Origin of the sequence: Prosthecobacter sp., assembly GCF_044222345.1 — a bacterium.
GTDB lineage: Bacteria > Verrucomicrobiota > Verrucomicrobiia > Verrucomicrobiales > Verrucomicrobiaceae > Prosthecobacter.
In genome coordinates, this window is sequence record NZ_JBGANL010000081.1 from 1 (window position 1) to 16,904 (window position 16,904).

General features: G+C 61.2%; 24 protein-coding genes. 19 read left to right on the forward strand and 5 right to left on the reverse strand.

Annotated elements, in window-relative coordinates; all coding sequences use genetic code 11:
- Positions 1–26 precede the first annotated feature (26 nt).
- The gene (locus tag ACILSL_RS24830; RefSeq protein ID WP_395734771.1) at positions 27–1,733 is read left to right on the forward strand and encodes a sodium:solute symporter; all 1,707 of its coding nucleotides are present in this window, start codon (positions 27–29) and stop codon (positions 1,731–1,733) included.
- 175 nt (positions 1,734–1,908) lie between these two features.
- Positions 1,909–2,922: a dTDP-glucose 4,6-dehydratase gene (locus ACILSL_RS24835; RefSeq protein WP_395734772.1), complete on the forward strand. Its 1,014-nt coding sequence runs from the start codon at positions 1,909–1,911 to the stop codon at positions 2,920–2,922.
- Here the strand turns inward: ACILSL_RS24835 and ACILSL_RS24840 are convergent.
- From ACILSL_RS24840 to ACILSL_RS24850, 3 genes are all read right to left on the reverse strand, one after another.
- Complete coding sequence (locus ACILSL_RS24840) at positions 2,901–3,488, reverse strand: hypothetical protein (RefSeq protein WP_395734773.1); 588 nt, start codon at positions 3,486–3,488, stop codon at positions 2,901–2,903. The two genes, ACILSL_RS24835 and ACILSL_RS24840, sit on opposite strands and share 22 nt — an antisense overlap.
- 110 nt (positions 3,489–3,598) lie before the next feature.
- Positions 3,599–4,288 (reverse strand): hypothetical protein, encoded by a 690-nt coding sequence (locus ACILSL_RS24845; protein ID WP_395734774.1) that lies wholly within the window; start codon positions 4,286–4,288, stop codon positions 3,599–3,601.
- Positions 4,230–5,006 (reverse strand): ParB/Srx family N-terminal domain-containing protein, encoded by a 777-nt coding sequence (locus ACILSL_RS24850; protein ID WP_395734775.1) that lies wholly within the window; start codon positions 5,004–5,006, stop codon positions 4,230–4,232. Before ACILSL_RS24850 ends, ACILSL_RS24845 begins: the two co-directional genes overlap by 59 nt.
- 67 nt (positions 5,007–5,073) lie before the next feature.
- On the opposite strand from ACILSL_RS24850, the gene ACILSL_RS24855 reads away from it, so the two are divergent.
- Both ACILSL_RS24855 and ACILSL_RS24860 read left to right on the forward strand, forming a co-directional pair.
- The gene (locus tag ACILSL_RS24855) at positions 5,074–5,274 is read left to right on the forward strand and encodes a helix-turn-helix domain-containing protein (protein WP_395734776.1); all 201 of its coding nucleotides are present in this window, start codon (positions 5,074–5,076) and stop codon (positions 5,272–5,274) included.
- 24 nt (positions 5,275–5,298) lie between these two features.
- Positions 5,299–5,904 (forward strand): hypothetical protein, encoded by a 606-nt coding sequence (locus ACILSL_RS24860; RefSeq protein ID WP_395734777.1) that lies wholly within the window; start codon positions 5,299–5,301, stop codon positions 5,902–5,904.
- A 5-nt stretch (positions 5,905–5,909) separates the two neighbouring features.
- Here ACILSL_RS24860 and ACILSL_RS24865 read toward each other — a convergent pair whose 3' ends face one another.
- On the reverse strand, positions 5,910–6,389 hold the full coding sequence (locus ACILSL_RS24865) for a lipocalin family protein (RefSeq protein ID WP_395734778.1): 480 nt from the start codon (positions 6,387–6,389) through the stop codon (positions 5,910–5,912).
- Between the two features lie 130 nt (positions 6,390–6,519).
- Here ACILSL_RS24865 and ACILSL_RS24870 point away from each other — a divergent pair, with 130 nt between their 5' ends.
- Genes ACILSL_RS24870 through ACILSL_RS24915 form a run of 10 tightly spaced genes read left to right on the forward strand, consistent with a single transcriptional unit; the run spans position 6,520 to position 13,754 of the window.
- Positions 6,520–8,340: a terminase gpA endonuclease subunit gene (locus ACILSL_RS24870; RefSeq protein ID WP_395734779.1), complete on the forward strand. Its 1,821-nt coding sequence runs from the start codon at positions 6,520–6,522 to the stop codon at positions 8,338–8,340.
- A gap of 16 nt (positions 8,341–8,356) precedes the next feature.
- Positions 8,357–8,575 carry a hypothetical protein gene (locus tag ACILSL_RS24875; protein WP_395734780.1) on the forward strand — a complete coding sequence of 73 codons (219 nt, stop codon included), beginning with the start codon at positions 8,357–8,359 and terminating at the stop codon, positions 8,573–8,575.
- The gene (locus tag ACILSL_RS24880) at positions 8,572–9,153 is read left to right on the forward strand and encodes a hypothetical protein (protein ID WP_395734781.1); all 582 of its coding nucleotides are present in this window, start codon (positions 8,572–8,574) and stop codon (positions 9,151–9,153) included. Before ACILSL_RS24875 ends, ACILSL_RS24880 begins: the two co-directional genes overlap by 4 nt.
- The gene (locus ACILSL_RS24885; RefSeq protein WP_294380227.1) at positions 9,150–9,422 is read left to right on the forward strand and encodes a hypothetical protein; all 273 of its coding nucleotides are present in this window, start codon (positions 9,150–9,152) and stop codon (positions 9,420–9,422) included. Before ACILSL_RS24880 ends, ACILSL_RS24885 begins: the two co-directional genes overlap by 4 nt.
- A gap of 15 nt (positions 9,423–9,437) precedes the next feature.
- Positions 9,438–9,695: a hypothetical protein gene (locus ACILSL_RS24890; protein WP_395734782.1), complete on the forward strand. Its 258-nt coding sequence runs from the start codon at positions 9,438–9,440 to the stop codon at positions 9,693–9,695.
- Positions 9,692–10,666 carry a phage portal protein gene (locus ACILSL_RS24895; protein WP_395734783.1) on the forward strand — a complete coding sequence of 325 codons (975 nt, stop codon included), beginning with the start codon at positions 9,692–9,694 and terminating at the stop codon, positions 10,664–10,666. The genes ACILSL_RS24890 and ACILSL_RS24895 overlap by 4 nt, the downstream gene beginning before the upstream one ends.
- Positions 10,656–11,123, forward strand: coding sequence for a hypothetical protein (locus ACILSL_RS24900; RefSeq protein WP_395734784.1), 468 nt, complete (start codon positions 10,656–10,658; stop codon positions 11,121–11,123). The genes ACILSL_RS24895 and ACILSL_RS24900 overlap by 11 nt, the downstream gene beginning before the upstream one ends.
- Positions 11,120–12,391, forward strand: coding sequence for a S49 family peptidase (locus ACILSL_RS24905; protein WP_395734785.1), 1,272 nt, complete (start codon positions 11,120–11,122; stop codon positions 12,389–12,391). The genes ACILSL_RS24900 and ACILSL_RS24905 overlap by 4 nt, the downstream gene beginning before the upstream one ends.
- Before the next feature lie 36 nt (positions 12,392–12,427).
- Positions 12,428–13,333, forward strand: a complete 906-nt coding sequence (locus tag ACILSL_RS24910; protein WP_395734786.1) for a major capsid protein — start codon at positions 12,428–12,430, stop codon at positions 13,331–13,333.
- A gap of 28 nt (positions 13,334–13,361) precedes the next feature.
- Positions 13,362–13,754 carry a hypothetical protein gene (locus ACILSL_RS24915; protein ID WP_395734787.1) on the forward strand — a complete coding sequence of 131 codons (393 nt, stop codon included), beginning with the start codon at positions 13,362–13,364 and terminating at the stop codon, positions 13,752–13,754.
- Between the two features lie 77 nt (positions 13,755–13,831).
- Here ACILSL_RS24915 and ACILSL_RS24920 read toward each other — a convergent pair whose 3' ends face one another.
- Positions 13,832–14,704: a hypothetical protein gene (locus ACILSL_RS24920; protein WP_395734788.1), complete on the reverse strand. Its 873-nt coding sequence runs from the start codon at positions 14,702–14,704 to the stop codon at positions 13,832–13,834.
- Here ACILSL_RS24920 and ACILSL_RS24925 point away from each other — a divergent pair.
- The 5 genes from ACILSL_RS24925 to ACILSL_RS24945 all read left to right on the forward strand — a co-directional run.
- Positions 14,697–15,005, forward strand: coding sequence for a hypothetical protein (locus ACILSL_RS24925; protein ID WP_395734789.1), 309 nt, complete (start codon positions 14,697–14,699; stop codon positions 15,003–15,005). The two genes, ACILSL_RS24920 and ACILSL_RS24925, sit on opposite strands and share 8 nt — an antisense overlap.
- Positions 15,006–15,008: 3 nt before the next feature.
- Entirely contained in the window at positions 15,009–15,809 is an 801-nt protein-coding gene (locus ACILSL_RS24930; protein ID WP_395734790.1) for a hypothetical protein, read from the forward strand.
- A 3-nt stretch (positions 15,810–15,812) separates the two neighbouring features.
- The gene (locus ACILSL_RS24935) at positions 15,813–16,280 is read left to right on the forward strand and encodes a hypothetical protein (protein WP_395734791.1); all 468 of its coding nucleotides are present in this window, start codon (positions 15,813–15,815) and stop codon (positions 16,278–16,280) included.
- A gap of 8 nt (positions 16,281–16,288) precedes the next feature.
- Positions 16,289–16,681, forward strand: coding sequence for a hypothetical protein (locus tag ACILSL_RS24940; protein WP_294382372.1), 393 nt, complete (start codon positions 16,289–16,291; stop codon positions 16,679–16,681).
- A partial coding sequence (locus ACILSL_RS24945) for a hypothetical protein (RefSeq protein ID WP_395734792.1) occupies positions 16,678–16,904 on the forward strand: 227 nt, incomplete at its 3' end. The genes ACILSL_RS24940 and ACILSL_RS24945, both read left to right, overlap by 4 nt.

Here is a 16,904-nt window from a genome sequence, read left to right on the forward strand (position 1 = left end):
AGGGTTCAGACGTTTGGCTCCAACCCATGAACATCGCCGCAGCCGACTGGACGGTTCTCGTCATCTACTTCGTTTTCATCGGCACCGTGGGTGTGGTCGCCGGAAGGCGGGTGAAGGACACCAGCCAGTTTTTTCTTGGGAAGCGCGGTTTTGGCAAATGGTTGATGATGGGACAGAGCTTCGGCGTCGGCACGCATGCGGAGATGCCGGTGTCGCTGGCCGGGGCCGTCAGCCAAATGGGATTCTCAGGCATCTGGTTTCAGTGGAAGAACCTGTTCGCAACGCCCTTCTTTTGGTTGTTTGCGCCGCTGCTGCGCCGCATCCGCCGAACCACGATTGCCGAACTGACGGAGGATCGTTATGGTCGGTGGATGGGAGGGATCTACATTGCCTTCGCCCTGATCTTTTTCACCATCAACTCGGCCGGGATGCTCAAGGGAGCTGGCAAGGTGATCAGTCAGGCGGCAGGTGGCCAATTGGCCGTCGATGAGATTGTCGTCGCGATGACGATCATCTTTGTCCTTTACAGCTTTATTGGCGGTCTCGTTGCGGCGGCGTGGACCGACTTCTTCCAAGGCTTTCTGATCATCGCCCTCTCCTTCATGTTGATCCCCCTGGGGTGGGGCGTGGTCGGCGGGATGACCGGCATGAGACAGTCGCTGGAAGCGCACTCGTTTTCCCTGGCTGCGCCCGAAGGCATCGGCCCGTGGTACATTTTCATGCTCATGGTAAACGGCTTGGTTGGCATTCTCGCGCAGCCGCACATGCTGGCGGCGGTGGGCACGGGCCGCGACGAACAAACCTGCCGCATCGGCTTTTTTTGGGGCAACTTCATCAAACGCGTCTGCACCGTCGGTTGGGCGATGGTGGGGCTGATGGTGGCGGCCATGCTCGCCCAAGGGAGCTTTGGAGTGAACCAACTCGCCGATCCCGAGGAGGCCTTCGGTTTTGCGTGCCGTCACCTCCTTTTTCCAGGGGCTCTGGGCCTGATGATCGCCTGCGTGCTTGCGGCCAACATGTCCACCGGCTCCGCCTTCATGGTAAACAGCGGCGCGCTGTTCACCGAGGGTCTCTACCGCCGCCACTGGGCCCCTGGGCGGTCTGACAAGCATTACCTGGGGGCAGGACGACTGAGCGGTCTGCTCATCACGCTGCTCAGTGTCGTCTATGCGCTATTCTTCATCGACAAGGTGCTCTACTCCTTCCTGCTGACTGAAACCATGGCCACCTACATGGGCATTGGCCTGCTCGGCGGCATTGTGTGGCGCCGCGCCAATCGCTGGGGAGCACTCGCCAGCGTGGTCGCCGCGTTTGCTACGAATTTTATCGTCTATCATCTGCGCGGCGAGCGGTTCGATCATTGGAATCCCACCGTGTTTTGCACCGCCTTCGCTGTGGGTGTTGCGGCGCTAATCGGGGTAAGCCTCATCACCAAGCCCGAACCCGCCGGTTCGACAGATTCGTTTTTTTCCCGCCTCGAGACACCCACCGAACTACCCGGTCATGCTGGCGATCCGCTTGATTGGCCCAATCAGGCGGAGGTTGCCAAGGACGCAGCGGAGACCGGCCGCCAATCGCTCATCGTCCACCTCCTTCATCCAGGACGCGGCACACACGGCGCTGGATTCTGGCGTGCTTACCGAACGGATCTCACGGGATTCGCACGCGGCTGGATCTGGGTCGTGGCACTGGTCGCAATCACCTGGTTGATGGTTGGATTCTCTGGTTGGTAGCACTGAAGGTCATGAGACGCATTGGCTACAACAGCTTGCCGTTTGTTGCCGCATTGGAAGCGTTTTACAGGAACGCCGGAGCGCAAGGTGTGAGTATATTCCGACCCCGCGCGTGAACTTGATGCGACCATCAGCGTCCTTGTTGCGACCATCGCTTTGACAGCCGCCGCCTGCCATGAAGCAGCGTCTCCTTGTCACCGGCGGTGCCGGGTTCATCGGCCACCATTTCGTCAGCCATCTGCTCGAACGCACCGATCATCACATCGTCGTGCTCGACTCGCTCAACTATGCGGCCGACGTGAATCAACTGGCGGCGATCCCCCACTACGACCGCTCGCGCATCACACTGCTCTGGCACGATCTTCGCGCTCCGATTGCCGAGGCACTCGCCCTGGCCATCGGTCCGGTGGACGCGATCTTCAACATCGCCTCCGAGTCGCATGTGGATCGCTCCATCGCGGCCCCGGTGCCGTTTGTTCAAAACAACGTCTCCCTCGTGCTCCACATGCTAGAGTTCGCACGGCAGGCAAAGCCGCGTCTCTTCGTGCAGATCAGCACTGACGAGGTCTATGGCCCCTCCGCCGAGGGCACCAGTCACAGGGAATGGGACACTCCCCTGCCCTCCAATCCCTACGCGGCCAGCAAGGCGGCGCAGGAGGCCATCGCTATTTCCTACTGGCGCACCTACGGCGTACCCGTCGTGATCACCAACACGATGAACAACTTCGGCGAGTACCAGCATCGTGAGAAGTTCATCCCCCTGTGTGTGGAGCGTATTCTCAAGGGCGAGGCCATCCAGGTTCATGGCCAATACGATGCGGGAGGCCGATTCGTGAGCGGTAGCCGCGTCTGGCTGCATGCCCAGCATCACGCCGATGCGCTGCTGGCCATCCTGGAACGCGGCACACCCAACATGTTCCCCCGGCATGACCGCCCGAGCCGCTACCACATCGCGGGCGAGCGCGAGGTGTCCAATCTCGAGATCGCCCGCTCCATCGGCGTGATGCTCCATCGCAGCGTGAACCTGCAGCCCACCGACTTCCACCGTTCGCGCCCCGGCCATGATCTGCGCTACAGCCTGGACGGCAGTCGCATTCAGCAAGAACTGGCATGGACGCCGCCAGAGACTTTCGAGACTTCGTTCGCCCGCACCGTGGAGTGGCTGGCCTATGGACCGTCGATTAGATGATCGAACAACCCCGGCTGGAGAGGTTCCAGCGCGGCTTGCTCCGCCTTGAAGAAGTCCTTTTTGGTCTTGCCGCGCTTCTTGCCCTCGCGCGTGTGGCAGTCATACGCATACTCAGGAATGGCAATGTAGTCACCGCTGTTGCGCAACTCTTGGGCGAGCGTGTCAGGATCAAGACCGGCCGTCTGGTCATAGACAAAGTTTTGCAGGTGATCGGGATCGCGGCTTTTCTTGCTCAGGCACAGCAAGATCACTGCCTTGCTGATGAAGATGCGGCCCTTCGCCTGCTTGGGCGGGATGCCGTCGTTGATGACGAGGTAGCTGTCATGCAGCGCCTTCACCTCCTGCGTGAGGATGCCCCAGCAGTCCTCCGCGCTGATGGTGAGCAGGCGCTTCCACACATACTTGCCGAAACCGCTCTGCCAAAGTTCCAAGGCCCAGTAACCCGCCAATGCAGCATCACCCCGGCGGATGGCCTTCTGCATGGCAGAAGACACCTCGCTGAAGTTGTAGCCGCGGATCGTGCGCAGTTGCATGGGGTTGGCGGGAAAGAGATCTGGGAGGTCCATGAAGGATGCCCTCGTCACCGTGACTTCGGGAATCCATCCGTTTGCATCACCAAATATTGCTCATGAAAATGGGAGGTCGCAGAGTTTGGAAGGTGCCGTGGGGTGCGTCATCAGAGCGCGATGCTTTGCCTCCGTGGCGCGTTCATCGAGACGCGGTCCTGGCTCTTGTAGTCACCGAAGTCGATGTGGGCCTTCCACTTGCGCTTGAGGTGCCGCTTCTCGGTGGCGATGCGCTCGGCGCTGCGGAACAATGAATTGCCGCCGAGGTTCTTGTCCCGCTCTTGCACGAAGCAGAACCGGGCTTCATTCCAGACCAGGCGATTATCGAGAAGCTCCTGAAGCGTGGCGTCGATGTCGCACTTGCACTTGAGCAGTTCGTCCCACTTGGGAATGCCGCCATTCGCGTCGCGCACCACGCCCACCGCTCCGCCCACCCAATGGTTGACTCCAAAGGGATCGTTGCGCTGGAGCAGACGCGGATCGCTGCGCTGGTGCCAGCCAAACAGACGGGCTCCGGCGCCACGCGCGTTGTAGGCCGAGTTGGAGAGCATTTGCAGCGTCTCATCCATTGAGAGCTTGCGGCAGCGCAGAGACACCATGCATACGCAGGCGCAGATGTCGTCATCTAGCATGATGATCGAGTCCTCCTTGAAGTGCTTGAGCACCCAGTTGCGCAACGAGGAGATGCCCATCACCGCATCGGGCACAGTGGCCTTGTCCAGCGGGATGTGCGCATACTGCTCAAGCTCGCTTTCGGGCACCAGTAGCGTGGCGCTCGGGAACAGCTTGTGGCTGGTCATCGTTCGCGCCCGGCTGCGGCTCAGGATGACCAGGCGCAGGCTCAGCGGTTGGAATTCCGGCCATTGCGGCCCGTTGGCAGAGTTGGATGAGGCGTTTTCCATGGAGGACGCGGCCGATGCCGAGTTTTTTGGTGGTTCGTGTGATGGAGTAGTCCACTTCGCGCACGCCCATGAGCTGCAGCACCTGCATCCAGTCGCGCAGGTCATGGAACATGAAGACGAGGTAATCGTGATGCTCGAAAGCCTGGCATTCCATGCGGGGGATTATTTCCAAATCCTCCGCAGGGTCTTCAGCGTCGAACAGCTTGCGAATTTCATCCTCGGCAAAGCCGGTGAGTTCGAGGTCGAAGGCGGGATCGCTCTCCTGGATGGATTTGAGCAGGCGCTTGAGTTCGTCCTCGTCGAGTTCGGCCAGTTCCGCGAGGCGGTTGTCAGCCAGCAGATCGGCCAACTCCTCGGCTTCGGTGGCGTAGTCCTGTTCATCGATCGGCACGACGTCACAGCCGATAAGCAGCGCGGCCTCCAGCCGGCCATGCCCGCGCACAATGAGGCCGCTGCGTTTGGAGAGTGTGATGGGATTGCGCCAGCCCTGCTCTTGAATGATGGAGGCGAGCAGTTGGATCTGATGCGCACTGTGCCGGTTCGGATTCGCCGGATTAGGCTTCAGGCTGTTGGGATCAATCACGCGCGTATGGGCGCAGTAGATGGGAATGCTCACGCTCCGGCAGGAGTGTCAACGCTGTTGACGCCGAATCCCGCCTATGCGTGACTTGCGTATGGCCGCCATGAAACTGCCCAAAGGGGTGACTCCCCGGAAATTCGCGCGTGCGCTGCAGGCGTGGCGGGAAAAGAAGGAGTTCAGCCAGCGGGATGCGGCGGAGTTCCTCGGCATCAGCAAACGCACATTGGAGAACTGGGAGCAGGAACGGGCCACGCCGCGTGGCTATGCCGTGGTGGCGTTGATGAAGCTGCTAGCGATGAAGTGACGTTGACTCCGCATCCTGCGGAGCATGGAATCTTCGCTCCCGCCCGACCTCGCCCGCAAGCTCCTCAACAAGGATCTCGCCAACCTCGTCCAACGCGTTCACAAGGGAGGCAAGCTGACCCGGGCGGAGCGCAGCATGCTGCAAAATCTCGCCAGCAGCACGGCGGTTGGATCCGGCCCCGCATTCGCTCGCAACTTCGTGGAGTTGGCCGAACTCCTCGGAGCGACGCGCCAGTCGATCACCACCTGGAAAAAGCGCAAGGACGCGCCACAAGCCGCCCCAAACGGCCTGCATGATGTGGCCGCATGGCGCGAGTTCATGAAGCGGCATGACCTTAAGGGGGCCGAGCCAGGCACAGACTTCGACACCGCCCTGCGTGCCCGCAAACTGCTCGCCGAAGTGGAGGAACGTGAACTCAAGGTGGCCGTTCGCAAAGGACTTTATGTGACCGTCGAAGAAGTGAGGCGCACATGGACGACGCAGATTGGGCGGGCCACAGCCTTGTTGCGCAACAAGTTTGAGTCAGAGTTGCCGCCGATCCTGTCCGGACTCGATGCGACTGGCATTCAAGAGGAGTGCCGCAAAGCCATTGATGAGGTGCTCACCATCCTCCATGAGGGCGGCAAGTGACGCGCTCAGGGCTGTTGGGCCTTCTCAACGATCAGGCTCTCAACCGGAAAACCAAGGCCGCGACAGTGAGCGACGATCTTGTCATAGGTGGTCTTCGGCAGGCTGGTCGTGCGTGCTAGAATCCAAAGGCACTTCCGATCCGGCGTTCCAACGGCGGCGGAAGAATAGTCTTCCGCGAGCCAGACGATGAAGTAGTTCCCCTGCTTCGCGCGAGGAATGAAGACAGAGAACCATTCATTGAATCGCACTTCAAGAACCGCATTGGTCCTGGCATCAACCACGGTCGCCGTCCCACGCACTTGTTTTGGCTTCCCGTTCTTCAGGCAGCGATTGATGACTGAAACCGCCCCGTCCTCCTTTATCGCATACTCGGCGGTGGATTCGACGCAGCCACGCTGGAAGAACATGGGCAGTCTGGCCACTTCATGCCACTTGCCCATGTAACGGGGCAACTCAACTTTGGGAACGGTTGCGAGCGGTTTCACAGGTCGGGATGCGCAAGAACCAAGGAACATTGTGGGCGCAAGCAGCAAGGCGGTAAGGACTGGCCGGATCATCATTCATTCTAGCCCAGGAACATTTCCTGTCGTCGCATTTTGACTTCGCGCCGGTTGCGTGAGCATCCTCGAAGCAATCTGGTGCGAAGCATGGCGTCCACCTGACCGCCGTCCACCATGGGCCTGGGCGGAGGAACACATTCATTCCATCCCCTACTCGCCGGTCCCGGGCCGGTTCCGTGCGGACAACTCACCATGGTTGAAGGAGCCGCTGGAAGCTCTCGTTGATCCCAAGGTTCGGATCGTCTCGATCATTGCGGCGATCCAATCGAGCAAGACCACGATCGGTGAGATCGGCCTCTGCTACATCATCCCCAACCTGCCGGGACCCGCGCTCTGGCTCGACCAGACCGATGATGACGCGAAAGATCAGGCCGAAAGCCGTCTTGGCCGAGTGTTTGATGAGTGCCCAGCCGTGCAGGCGCTCTACCCGCGCGATCGCCACAAGCTCAAGACGGCCACCAAGCACTTCTCCAACGGCATGACGCTGTGGGTGCTCGGAGCCCACAACAAGACGAACCTGCAGCGGCGCTCGATCCGCTGGCTTATCGGCGATGAAACCTGGCGTTGGCCGACGGGGCACATGGCGGAGGCCGAGGCACGCGTCACCGCCTTCGGCTGGCTGGGCAAGTGCCTGTTCATGTCTCAGGGCGGTGAGGAGAACGACGACACGCACCGCAAGTTCGAAACGACCGACATGCGCGAGTGGACCTTTGCGTGTCCGCACTGCGATCTGCGCCAGCCCTTCAAATGGGAGAACGTGGAATGGAGCAAGGACGCCCGCGATGACGATGGCGAATGGAACTTTACCCGCGTGCGCGAGACGGCTTCACTCACCTGCGAGGGCTGTGGCCATGCGTTTGATGACAGCGACCGGACACGCCGCCAGCTCAACACTTCCGGACGCTATGTGGCGACAAACATCAACGCGTCCCCGGAAAACGTGGGCTTCCATTGGAATGCCCTGTGCGCGATGAGCTGGGGCAGGCTCGCCGAGCTCTATCTGCGGGCCAAGGCAGCGGCGAAGCAGGGCGATCTGGAGCCGTTGCGTCAGTTCTATCAAAAGCGCCTCGCGCTGCCATGGCGCGATTACTTGGAGGACTTCAAGTTGGAGATCACGCCCAGCGGTTATCGCCTGGGTGAAACGTGGGACGATGAAGCCGCCGTCAGCAAGCACGGCAAGTTCCTCACGCCGCCCTTCGATCCGGCACAGGCGGCGGCTCCGCTGCGGTTCATGACGGTGGACTGCCAGATGGACCATTTCTTTGTGATTGTGCGTGGCTGGTCGCTCGATGGTTCATCGCGCCTGGTGTGGCGCGAACGCGTGCCCACCTGGGACGAAGTGCTCAGTCTGCAGGAGCGGTTCACCATCCACGCCAACCTCGTGTTCGTCGATGCCGGTCACGCCACGTATGACGTGTATCGCGAGTGCGCCAAGCATGGCTGGGTGGCGCTGATGGGCGACCGCCGTGCCACCTACGTTCACCGCACCAAGGATGGCCACAGTGTGCACCGGTTCTACTCGCCGCGTCGCAAGGTGGTGCTGGGACGCGGCCAGACCTGCTCGGTGTTCTACTGGTCCAACCTCAACATCAAGGACATGCTCGCCCGGTTGCGGCGCAATCAGGATCCCGAACGCGGTGCCACCTGGGAAATCGCCGAGGACGCAGGCGACGACTACCTCACGCAGATGGAGAGCGAGCAGCGCGTGCGCAAAGGCGGCAAGTGGCTGTGGGAACGCATTGGCAAGCGCCCCAATCATTACTGGGACTGCGAGGCGATGCAGGTGGCTGCCGCCGTGATGCTCAAGCTGGTTGGCCAGGAGTCGGTCAAAACTGAAGCCGAGCCTGACGAGGAGACTGGGCCGGTCGCAGATTGACACGGCAGGCGGTGGCATGAACCCACCCCAAACTCTCCAAGGCAAGCTCACCTATGCCGGCATTCTCATTTCGGCCCTCGGTGCCATCGGCCGTCTCTTCGGTCTGCATCTACCCACCGAAGAAGTGCAGGGCATGGTGGACTGGACCGCCGCCAACTGGGATTCCCTCGCGCAGTTCGGCGGTCTTGCCACTGCCGCCTATGGCCGCCTGCGCATCAACTGGAGGAAGCCATGACCAGCGACCAACTGGCTCAGGGTATCATCCGGCACGCCAGCCGCTTTGTCGGCCTGCGTGAAGTCAAGCCCAACGCAAACTGGGACAACCCGAGCACGCCCGGACCAGACCGCGCCCTCGTCGATGAACTGCGCTCCCTGATGCGCCAGTCGCCCTGGCAGGAAGGCTGGGCCTACTGCGCCGCCTTCGCCGAAGGCATGGTCCTCGCCACCCTGCGTTCACTGGCGGCCACGCCCGCCCAGATCAAACGCTGGCAGCAGACGATGACGCCACACTGCGTCACAAGCGCGGGCAGCTTCCGCAAGCTGGGACTGCTTTCGGCCAACGCCGAAGCCGGTTCCCTCTGGCTCGCACGTCATGGCAGCACGAGCAACGGCCATGCCGGCATCGTCACCGCCATGCGTGGCGTGAGCATGGCCACCATCGAAGGCAACACGTCCCTCGATCCGAGCACATCTGCCAAGGAACGCGAGGGCGACTGGATCACCAACCGCATCCGCTTCCTCAAGGGCAGCGGCACGCTCAACACGCTCGGCTTTGTCACGCCCGCCTCCATCCTCAAGCTCATCAGCGCATGACCCAGCCACGCTTTGATTCCACCATCAGCCTCGGGCATCTCGTGCAGATCCTCTCGCTTGTCATCGCCGGAGCCACGGCATGGGGCGTGCACACCAGCACGCTGCGCCACCTGGAACTGTTGCGCAACGAGGACCGCCAGCGCATCGAATCCCACGAGGTGAAGATCAACCTGCTGGAACGCGCCACCGACGTGGTCAAAACGGACGTGAACTACATCCGCCTCACGGTCGATGAGATCAAACGCGACGTGAAGGACGCAAGCCGTTGACAGGGCACCCCGCTCATGGCGCAAGGTTTGTTCACTGTCGGGTTCACCGTCGCAGAAGTTCTCAGCATCCAGGCGAAGGCCAAAGAGATGCTCATCGAGGGCAAGACTCTCATGAGCTGGTCCGACAGCGGTTCGAACGCCTCCAAGCAGTTCCCCATGACCGTCAAAGAGACGCTTGAGGAGTGTGCGCACGCGCTGCGCGTCCTTGAACCCGCCACCTATCGCTGCCGTCGCCGCATCACCAATTCGGCCATCCACCATCTCGCCAAATGACCGCCCTTCAACAATGGGCGGCCCACTGGCTGCCCCCTGCCCTTCTGCCCAAGGCATGGACCTCCGTCTATGAATCCGCCAACGCTTCGCCCAGGCGCGGCTCGGTGCCAGGTGCATCGCCCCGTGATGCCAAACATGATCTCACGCCCCACGTTCACCGTGAACTGGTGCGACGTTCACGCTACCTCGCCAAGAACTCGGGCTTCGTGCGGGAGATGGTCAGCAACATGGCCATCTATTCGACCGGCGATGGGATCCGCCCGCAAGCGCAGTCAGACGACGTGAGCTGGAACCGCCAGGCGGAGGCTTACTTCCGCGCCTGGTCCACGCGCTGCGAAATCACCGGGCGGTTCAGCTTCGAGGAAGTGCAGTCGCTCCTTTGCCGGGGCATGGACGTGGACGGCGAATACTTCATTCATCTCACGCGCAGCCGTCTCGGCATCGCTGCTCTGCAATTGATCGAATCGCACCGCATCGGTGAGGGCAACACCGCCATGCAATCGTTCCATGGCATCACATTGGATGCTTGGGGCGCACCGCAGTCCTACCGCGTGCTCGAAGATCAGTCTTCACGCGAACTCCCCGCCCAAAGCGTGCTGCATATATTTGAGCCGGAGAACGCCACCAGCGTGCGCAACGCCCCGACCATTCAGCACTCCATCAACCACATCCTTGATGAGATGGAACTGCTCGCCCTGGAGAAGCACGCCGTGAAGGACAACTGCGATGTGACGCGCGTGCTCAAAACAGAGACGGGCGATCTCAATGACGATTCTGACTTCGCCATCAAGGGGCCCAGGGCGAATCAGGCAGAAGGCACCAACCCGACCACGCTGCAGCAGATCACCGGCGGCAAGCTCGTGGCGCTCAAGACCAGCGGTCACTCGACTCGTTTGAGCCAACCCGTCCCACTTTCACCGGTTCCTGGAGCATTTGCGCCGGGATGCCGCGCTCGGAGTGTTGCCGTATGAGTTTGCAGCCGATTCGTCCAAGGTGGGCGGTGCGGGGGTGCGCCTGGTCGTAGCCAAGGCGGATCGACGCTTTTCGTATCGGCAGATGATCCTCATCCAGCGGTTCATCAAACCCGTGTGGTTCTACGTGATCGGCGATGCAATTGATCGTGGCGATCTGCCTGCCGTCCAGGGATGGTGGAAGATCAGTTGTGTGACACCCCGCCGGATCACCGTCGATGCGGGCCGCGAAGCGCAGCAGAACCGATCTGATGTGGAGATGGGCCTCAAGACCATCAGCGATCACTACGAGGAACTCGGCGCTGACTTCGGTGAGGAACTGGAGCGCCGGGCGCGTGATGCGAAGATGATTCTCGCCACCGCCACGAAGTATGGCGTGCCGCTGGAGATGCTGTGGAAGCCGAGCGGCGGCACTTTCATTCAACCGCCCGTTGTTGACACTCCCGCCGGAGCGTGACCGCGCTCGATTCTCTTCTTTCCCGCCAACCCTGGCTCATCACCACCGATGCCATGCAGGGCATGGTGGCGCAGGCAGTGGCTTTCTTTGACGCCCGCACTCAACTGCCGGGCGCATCACGCAACGCCTTGCTCTCGGTGAGCGATGGCGTCGCCATCATTGATCTGCATGGCCCGCTCATGCGCCAACCAGACCTGATCTCCTCGCTGCTCTTCGGTGCCACCGACATGAACGAGGTGACCGAAGCCATTGAAGAGGCGGTTCAGCGGGAGGATGTGCAGTCCATCCTTCTCGACGTCGACTCGCCCGGCGGCACGGTCAATGGCACGCCCGAACTGGCACAGACCGTGGCCGATGCCACGAAGCTCAAGCCCGTTTATGCGTTCAGCGCCGGGCAGATGTGCAGCGCGGCCTACTGGATCGCCTCCCAGTGTGACGCCATCTACTCCACGCCAAGCGCCCGCGTTGGTTCCATCGGCGTGATGCTGCCGTTCATCGACAGCACCGAGAAGTTCCGCAGCGAAGGGCTGAAGGTGGAGGTGTTTGCGGCGGGCAGATTCAAGGGCATGGCCACGCCGGGTGTGCCGCTCACCGAGGATCAGCGCGCGCTCATTCAATCCGACATTGAGGAAATCGCCGCCGAGTTCAAGACCGCCGTGCTGGCGCGGGGACGCAAGATTCCTGACAGCGCGATGGAAGGCCAGAGCTTCAGCGCCCGCAACGCCCAGCGCCTCAACCTGGCCGGCATGGTCCGGAGTCGTGACGAGGTGATCAGCCGGCTGCGCTCCATGCAGGCAGCCCGAGTTGACACGCGATCCCAGGCATCCACCCCGATGAAAACCGTCGAAGAACAACTCAGTGAGGCGCTCGCGCGCATTCAAACACTGGAAGCCGATGCCAAGGCCCGCGAGGGCTTGATGACTGACGCCTCCACCCAGGTCGAAACCTTCAAAGCCACACTCCTCTCCAAGGAGCAGGAGCATCAGGCTCTTCTGCAGCAGGCCTGCACGGAGCGTGACACGCTCAAAGGCCAGCTCGTCGCTGCCCAGGCTGATGTGGAGCGCTTCACCAAGCGCAGCGGCGAACTCGAAACCCAGGTGCGTGATCTCACCGCCCGGGAGCAGGATCTCGACAAGCGGGCCGCGATCAAGGCCGCGCAAATTGCCGCTGAAATGGGCACGCAGGTGCCGGCCAAGATCACTCCTGCGGGTGACACCAAACCCACCACCGCCGCCGAGCAGTGGAACCGCCAGTTCACCAAGGCCTGATCCCTTTTCCAAAACCTCTCACTCATCTGCATCCCCATGGTCCCCACTCTTCTCGACATCGCCAAGCTCGACGCTGGCATCGGTTATCCGCTCATTGAGGAAGCCGTCAAACTGGCTCCTGAACTCGCCGTGGTCCCTGCCGACACCATCCTCGGCACCACGATGGAACTTACGGTGCGCACCGGCCTGCCCTCCGTGCGTTTCCGCAATGCCAACGAGGGCGTCGCACGCAGCAAGTCCAGCTACGAAACGCGCACCTTCCAGACCCACATCCTCGATCACCAGATCGCCGTGGATGCGCAGGTCGTCGATGGCGCGCGCGACCGTGGCCGCCTGCTCGAAAATCATGCCTCCGGCGTGATGGAGGCGTCCATGCAGTACATCGGCTCGCAGTTCTATTACGGCACGGGCAACGACAGCAAGGGCTTCCCCGGCTTGCTCGCACAGGCCAAGGCGGATGCCGCCCATGTGGTCGACGCGGGCGGGGCCGCCTCCAAAACCTCCGTGTGGTTCCTGCGCCTGGGCCGCGAGTGCGTCGAGTTTCTCTTTGGCAACAACCAGACCATCCGCCTACAGGACGTGTGGGATTTGGAAACCGTCTATGACACGGACGGCAATCCCTACAAGGCCTACACCAACTGGATGACGGGCCGCATCGGCATGCGTCTGGCGAACAAGAACTGTGCTGTGCGCGTCAAGAACGTCGAGGAAACCGGTGCGGGCAAAAAGATGCTCAATGACACCATTCTCTACTCGGCCTACGAGAAGTTCACGGAGTTCGGCATGGAGCCGACCCACATCTTCATGAACGGCCGCTCCCGTGAGCAGTTGCGCAACAGCCGCACGGCCACCACGACCAACGGCACTCCCGCGCCGCTACCCACCGAATGGGAGGGCATCCCGATCATTCGCACCGCCTCGATCGCCAACGACGAGGCGTGATCCAACCTTCATCCCCTGCTCCATCATCATGCACTCCCTTAAAGACGCCCAACTTACCCAGTCCGTCGCGCTTGCCGCAGCAGGCGCTTCGGCCTCCACCGCCCCTCTCGACCTCAGCCAACCGCCACCCAACGAACACAGCTTCGAGGTGGAGTTGGCGCTGCCCGATCTCGCCGATCTTGCGGATGGCAAATCGGTCACGGCCACGCTGGAGGATTCGGAGGACGGTGCATCGTTTGCCGCCATTCCCGAGCTTGCCGGGTTCGTGGTCACGGGCAGCGGCGGCAATGGTTCCGCGGCAGCCACACGTCGTGTGCGACTGCCTTCGAGCGCTCGTCGTCACCTGCGCGCCACCGTGGCCACCGAAGCGGCGGCGGGCGATCTCACCGCGCACAAGCTCACCCTCGCTCTGGTGTTCTGATTTCCTGGGGCGCAGGCCTCGGGTTCGGGTGCAGCCCTCCTTCGCTTCATGCGGGGAGGGCTGTTTTATGGGCGAGGCTACGTAACGTGTAAGCTCAACAGCCGGTCAAACTTGATGTAAAATGCGTCACCCCGATAGAGCGGGGCTGAGCCATCAAAGCGGCGTGAAAGCGGAATAATTCCACCGTCCCGGCCATAAAGAAAAGGCTCTGAAGATGCCATCGAAACAGCGGCAAAGTAACCATCAAAAGGCACAAGTTGAGGGTGTTGTCGTTCGATACCCACAAACTCTTGCGCCTCATCCCCAGACAAAACCGGGTAATGCCTGACTATAACCCACGCCCGTGTGCCAGTGTTGTCTTCAAACCATACCTGAGGGTCAATGCCAAGGACATCGGTGAAGGAGAGCACCTTGCCGCCGTTTTGCGCGACACTGTCGCGGACAATCTGAATAGCCATGTTCCGCAGCTCCCATTCGGACATCTCGATCCGCTCATCGGTAACAAGATCATGCGGTGCAATTGGAAGACTCGTTTCCAAAGCCAGCAGGTTCCAGCCTTCCCGCAGCGGCTTCATATCCCTCAGTGACACCTGAAAAACACATGGAATGAGATTGTTCTTCGCACACTCGACGAAGCATCGCTGACACTCCTGTTCTGAGAGTTGAGACTCCTCACCATCAATAACCTCAACCAGAACGGAAAAGATTTGGTTGCCGTATGCGAAGGTCAAATGATCGAAAGATGGCCAAGTCAGGTCAGCTTTTATCCAGCGGTAATCGAGTGATGGTTTGAGCTTGCCGCCTAATTTTTTGAATTGCTGCTGCAGGACCACTCCTGCGATATTGCGTGCCTGTAGAAACTCGGCAGGGGGCTGAGGACGTGGAATTTCGTAGCTGGGACGCTTTGCCATAAGAGGGACAGTTTGACACCCCTTGTTGGTCATGTCCATCCACGATGAAATCACCGCCGACTTTTCTGAAATCCTCCGGGAGTTTGGCAAGATCATTCTCTATCAAGGGCAGTCGCTGCCGGCCCTGATCTCCGAACCCATGCTTGCCGGTGAACTCGTACTGGGTGGCGAGGTTGATGACATCCGCTTCACCGCCAAGGTGCTGCGCTCCTCTCTTTCCGAACTCCCGCGCAGCGGCCAGATCGTCCACTGGGATCAAAAGGACTACCGCATCAAGGCGGTGATGAACCGTCCACCCCATGCGATTGTGACTCTCGAACTCGGCCCGGTCGATCCTTGAGCCATGCGTGTCACCGGCAAAGTCACGGGCCTGGACCCGATCAAAAAGAAGATCGCCCTCTTCCCCAAAGAGACACAGCGACCGATGGACAAGCTGCTCATCCAGGAAGTGCGCACACTGGCCGTGGAGTGCGCACGGGTGACGCTTCCCTTCGGTCTCACCGACAAGCCCTACAAACGCCTGGCCGCGCGCATCGCCGCCGACATCAAGCGCATCTTCAAGCGTGCTGACAACCTCGGTGGCGCTTTCAAGCAACTCGAAGCAGCCGACCCCGACATGACCCGCCAATACTGGCACGCCAGCAAGAAAGGCGAACCGGAAAAGGCCCGCAGACTGCTGCGAAAACTCTGTGCCAAGGCCGGCATTCCCATCGGAGCCGTCCGCGCCGATCTACACCGCAAGGCACGAACGGCACGCTACGGCCGCGTGCCCGCGGACGCCAAAACGCTGGCCATCATTTCCAAAGGCGAGGCATTGGACCGCTACATCACCAAGGTTCAAAAACAGATCGGTGCGGTCAAGGCAGGCTGGATCGCCGCCGCCAAGAAACTTGGTGGAACGGTGCGCGGAATCCCACGCTGGGCCAACACCGGAGCGCACAAGAACTCGCAGGGCGATGCCGTGGTGAAGCGCGGCCAGAAAGGCAGCCACATCGAACTGCACAACCAGGTCAGCTACGCCACGACCGCCTGCGATGTCGGCAACCTGCGTTCAGCGGAACGTCGCGCCCGTGTGCGATTGCAACACGCTTTGGCCGAAAAACTCAAGGCGATGGCGGAGCGTGCGTTTCGACAAGGCAAGTAGGGCATGGAAGCACAACCCTCGCTCGAATACCGCCTCGCCCGACTCATTGCCGATTACCTCACCCACGTCCAGCAAACCGGCGGACTTCCCACCGTGCTCAGCATCGGCATCGGTCTGGAGATGGCCGGCCGCCAGCGCCCCTGCGTCGTCTGCCACATCGACACGCTGGAGTTCCCGCACCCGAAGCTCGTCGAAGCATCGGGGTTCATGCTCCTCCACACGCACGCCGATGAGACCCCGGTCCTCACCGAGGCCATCTGGACTGCGGCATTGCGCTCCGCTCTGGCCAACGTCGGCACGCTCTTCGCCTGGATCGCCGCCCTTCCCGAAGCGGAACGCACCGGCTGGGACCTCCGGCGCCTGCGCATCACCCGCAGCGAGAGCGAACTCAACCGCGAGGAGCGCACTCGCACGCACACCACGCGCTTCACCCTCAGCGCCCAGTCCGCCGAATTGACATCCGCCGCCTGAGCAAAGCCATGCCCGTCCAAGCCATCATCGAACACGGAGCGCGTCCCGCCTACGATCTCGCCGACGAGTCGGGCGTGCTGGTCAACAAGCTCTCCATCAAACCGACCCGCGAGTATGTGGAGCGCAAAAACAGCCAGCGCATGGTCGCCTATGTGCGTGCTGAGAACCCGCGCATCACCTTCGAGTTCTCCGGCGTGATTGTGGGCGACACGGCCACCGGCTTCGCGGACCAGCATCCAGGCACGGCCATCACCGCCCTGGCCAACTTCCAGAACTCGATCCACGGGTTCTCCCCCACCGAAGGCAAGATCATCTACAAGGACCCCACCCGTGAACTCAGCGACACGGACGAGCCGCAGGTCAGTTTCACCGCTGAGATGTTCCCCGGCATCGCGGCATGATCGAAGGATGGTGGCCCACCCAAAGCCTGAGTCTTGCCGCATGCCTTGGTGCGCTGGGCATGCCGATCCGCACCGACGTGGTACTCGATGAGCGCAGTGGCGAAGAACTCACCACGTTCTACGTGGGACTGCAATCGCTCTGGAACGCACTGACCACCGACGGCCTGGTGAGCGACTGGAAATCCGGACGGCTGGAAACTGCTGATCCGCTTCATCCGTTTCT

Excerpts from the sequence above, each read along its gene's own strand:
- ACILSL_RS24830 (WP_395734771.1), top strand. The coding sequence starts at position 27 with ATGAACATCGCCGCAGCCGACTGGACGGTTCTCGTCATCTACTTCGTT.
- ACILSL_RS24835 (WP_395734772.1), top strand. The coding sequence starts at position 1,909 with ATGAAGCAGCGTCTCCTTGTCACCGGCGGTGCCGGGTTCATCGGCCAC.
- ACILSL_RS24840 (WP_395734773.1), bottom strand. The coding sequence starts at position 3,488 with ATGGACCTCCCAGATCTCTTTCCCGCCAACCCCATGCAACTGCGCACG.
- ACILSL_RS24845 (WP_395734774.1), bottom strand. The coding sequence starts at position 4,288 with ATGACCAGCCACAAGCTGTTCCCGAGCGCCACGCTACTGGTGCCCGAA.
- ACILSL_RS24855 (WP_395734776.1), top strand. The coding sequence starts at position 5,074 with ATGAAACTGCCCAAAGGGGTGACTCCCCGGAAATTCGCGCGTGCGCTG.
- ACILSL_RS24860 (WP_395734777.1), top strand. The coding sequence starts at position 5,299 with ATGGAATCTTCGCTCCCGCCCGACCTCGCCCGCAAGCTCCTCAACAAG.
- ACILSL_RS24875 (WP_395734780.1), top strand. The coding sequence starts at position 8,357 with ATGAACCCACCCCAAACTCTCCAAGGCAAGCTCACCTATGCCGGCATT.
- ACILSL_RS24880 (WP_395734781.1), top strand. The coding sequence starts at position 8,572 with ATGACCAGCGACCAACTGGCTCAGGGTATCATCCGGCACGCCAGCCGC.
- ACILSL_RS24885 (WP_294380227.1), top strand. The coding sequence starts at position 9,150 with ATGACCCAGCCACGCTTTGATTCCACCATCAGCCTCGGGCATCTCGTG.
- ACILSL_RS24890 (WP_395734782.1), top strand. The coding sequence starts at position 9,438 with ATGGCGCAAGGTTTGTTCACTGTCGGGTTCACCGTCGCAGAAGTTCTC.
- ACILSL_RS24895 (WP_395734783.1), top strand. The coding sequence starts at position 9,692 with ATGACCGCCCTTCAACAATGGGCGGCCCACTGGCTGCCCCCTGCCCTT.
- ACILSL_RS24910 (WP_395734786.1), top strand. The coding sequence starts at position 12,428 with ATGGTCCCCACTCTTCTCGACATCGCCAAGCTCGACGCTGGCATCGGT.
- ACILSL_RS24915 (WP_395734787.1), top strand. The coding sequence starts at position 13,362 with ATGCACTCCCTTAAAGACGCCCAACTTACCCAGTCCGTCGCGCTTGCC.
- ACILSL_RS24925 (WP_395734789.1), top strand. The coding sequence starts at position 14,697 with ATGTCCATCCACGATGAAATCACCGCCGACTTTTCTGAAATCCTCCGG.
- ACILSL_RS24920 (WP_395734788.1), bottom strand. The coding sequence starts at position 14,704 with ATGGACATGACCAACAAGGGGTGTCAAACTGTCCCTCTTATGGCAAAG.
- ACILSL_RS24930 (WP_395734790.1), top strand. The coding sequence starts at position 15,009 with ATGCGTGTCACCGGCAAAGTCACGGGCCTGGACCCGATCAAAAAGAAG.
- ACILSL_RS24935 (WP_395734791.1), top strand. The coding sequence starts at position 15,813 with ATGGAAGCACAACCCTCGCTCGAATACCGCCTCGCCCGACTCATTGCC.
- ACILSL_RS24940 (WP_294382372.1), top strand. The coding sequence starts at position 16,289 with ATGCCCGTCCAAGCCATCATCGAACACGGAGCGCGTCCCGCCTACGAT.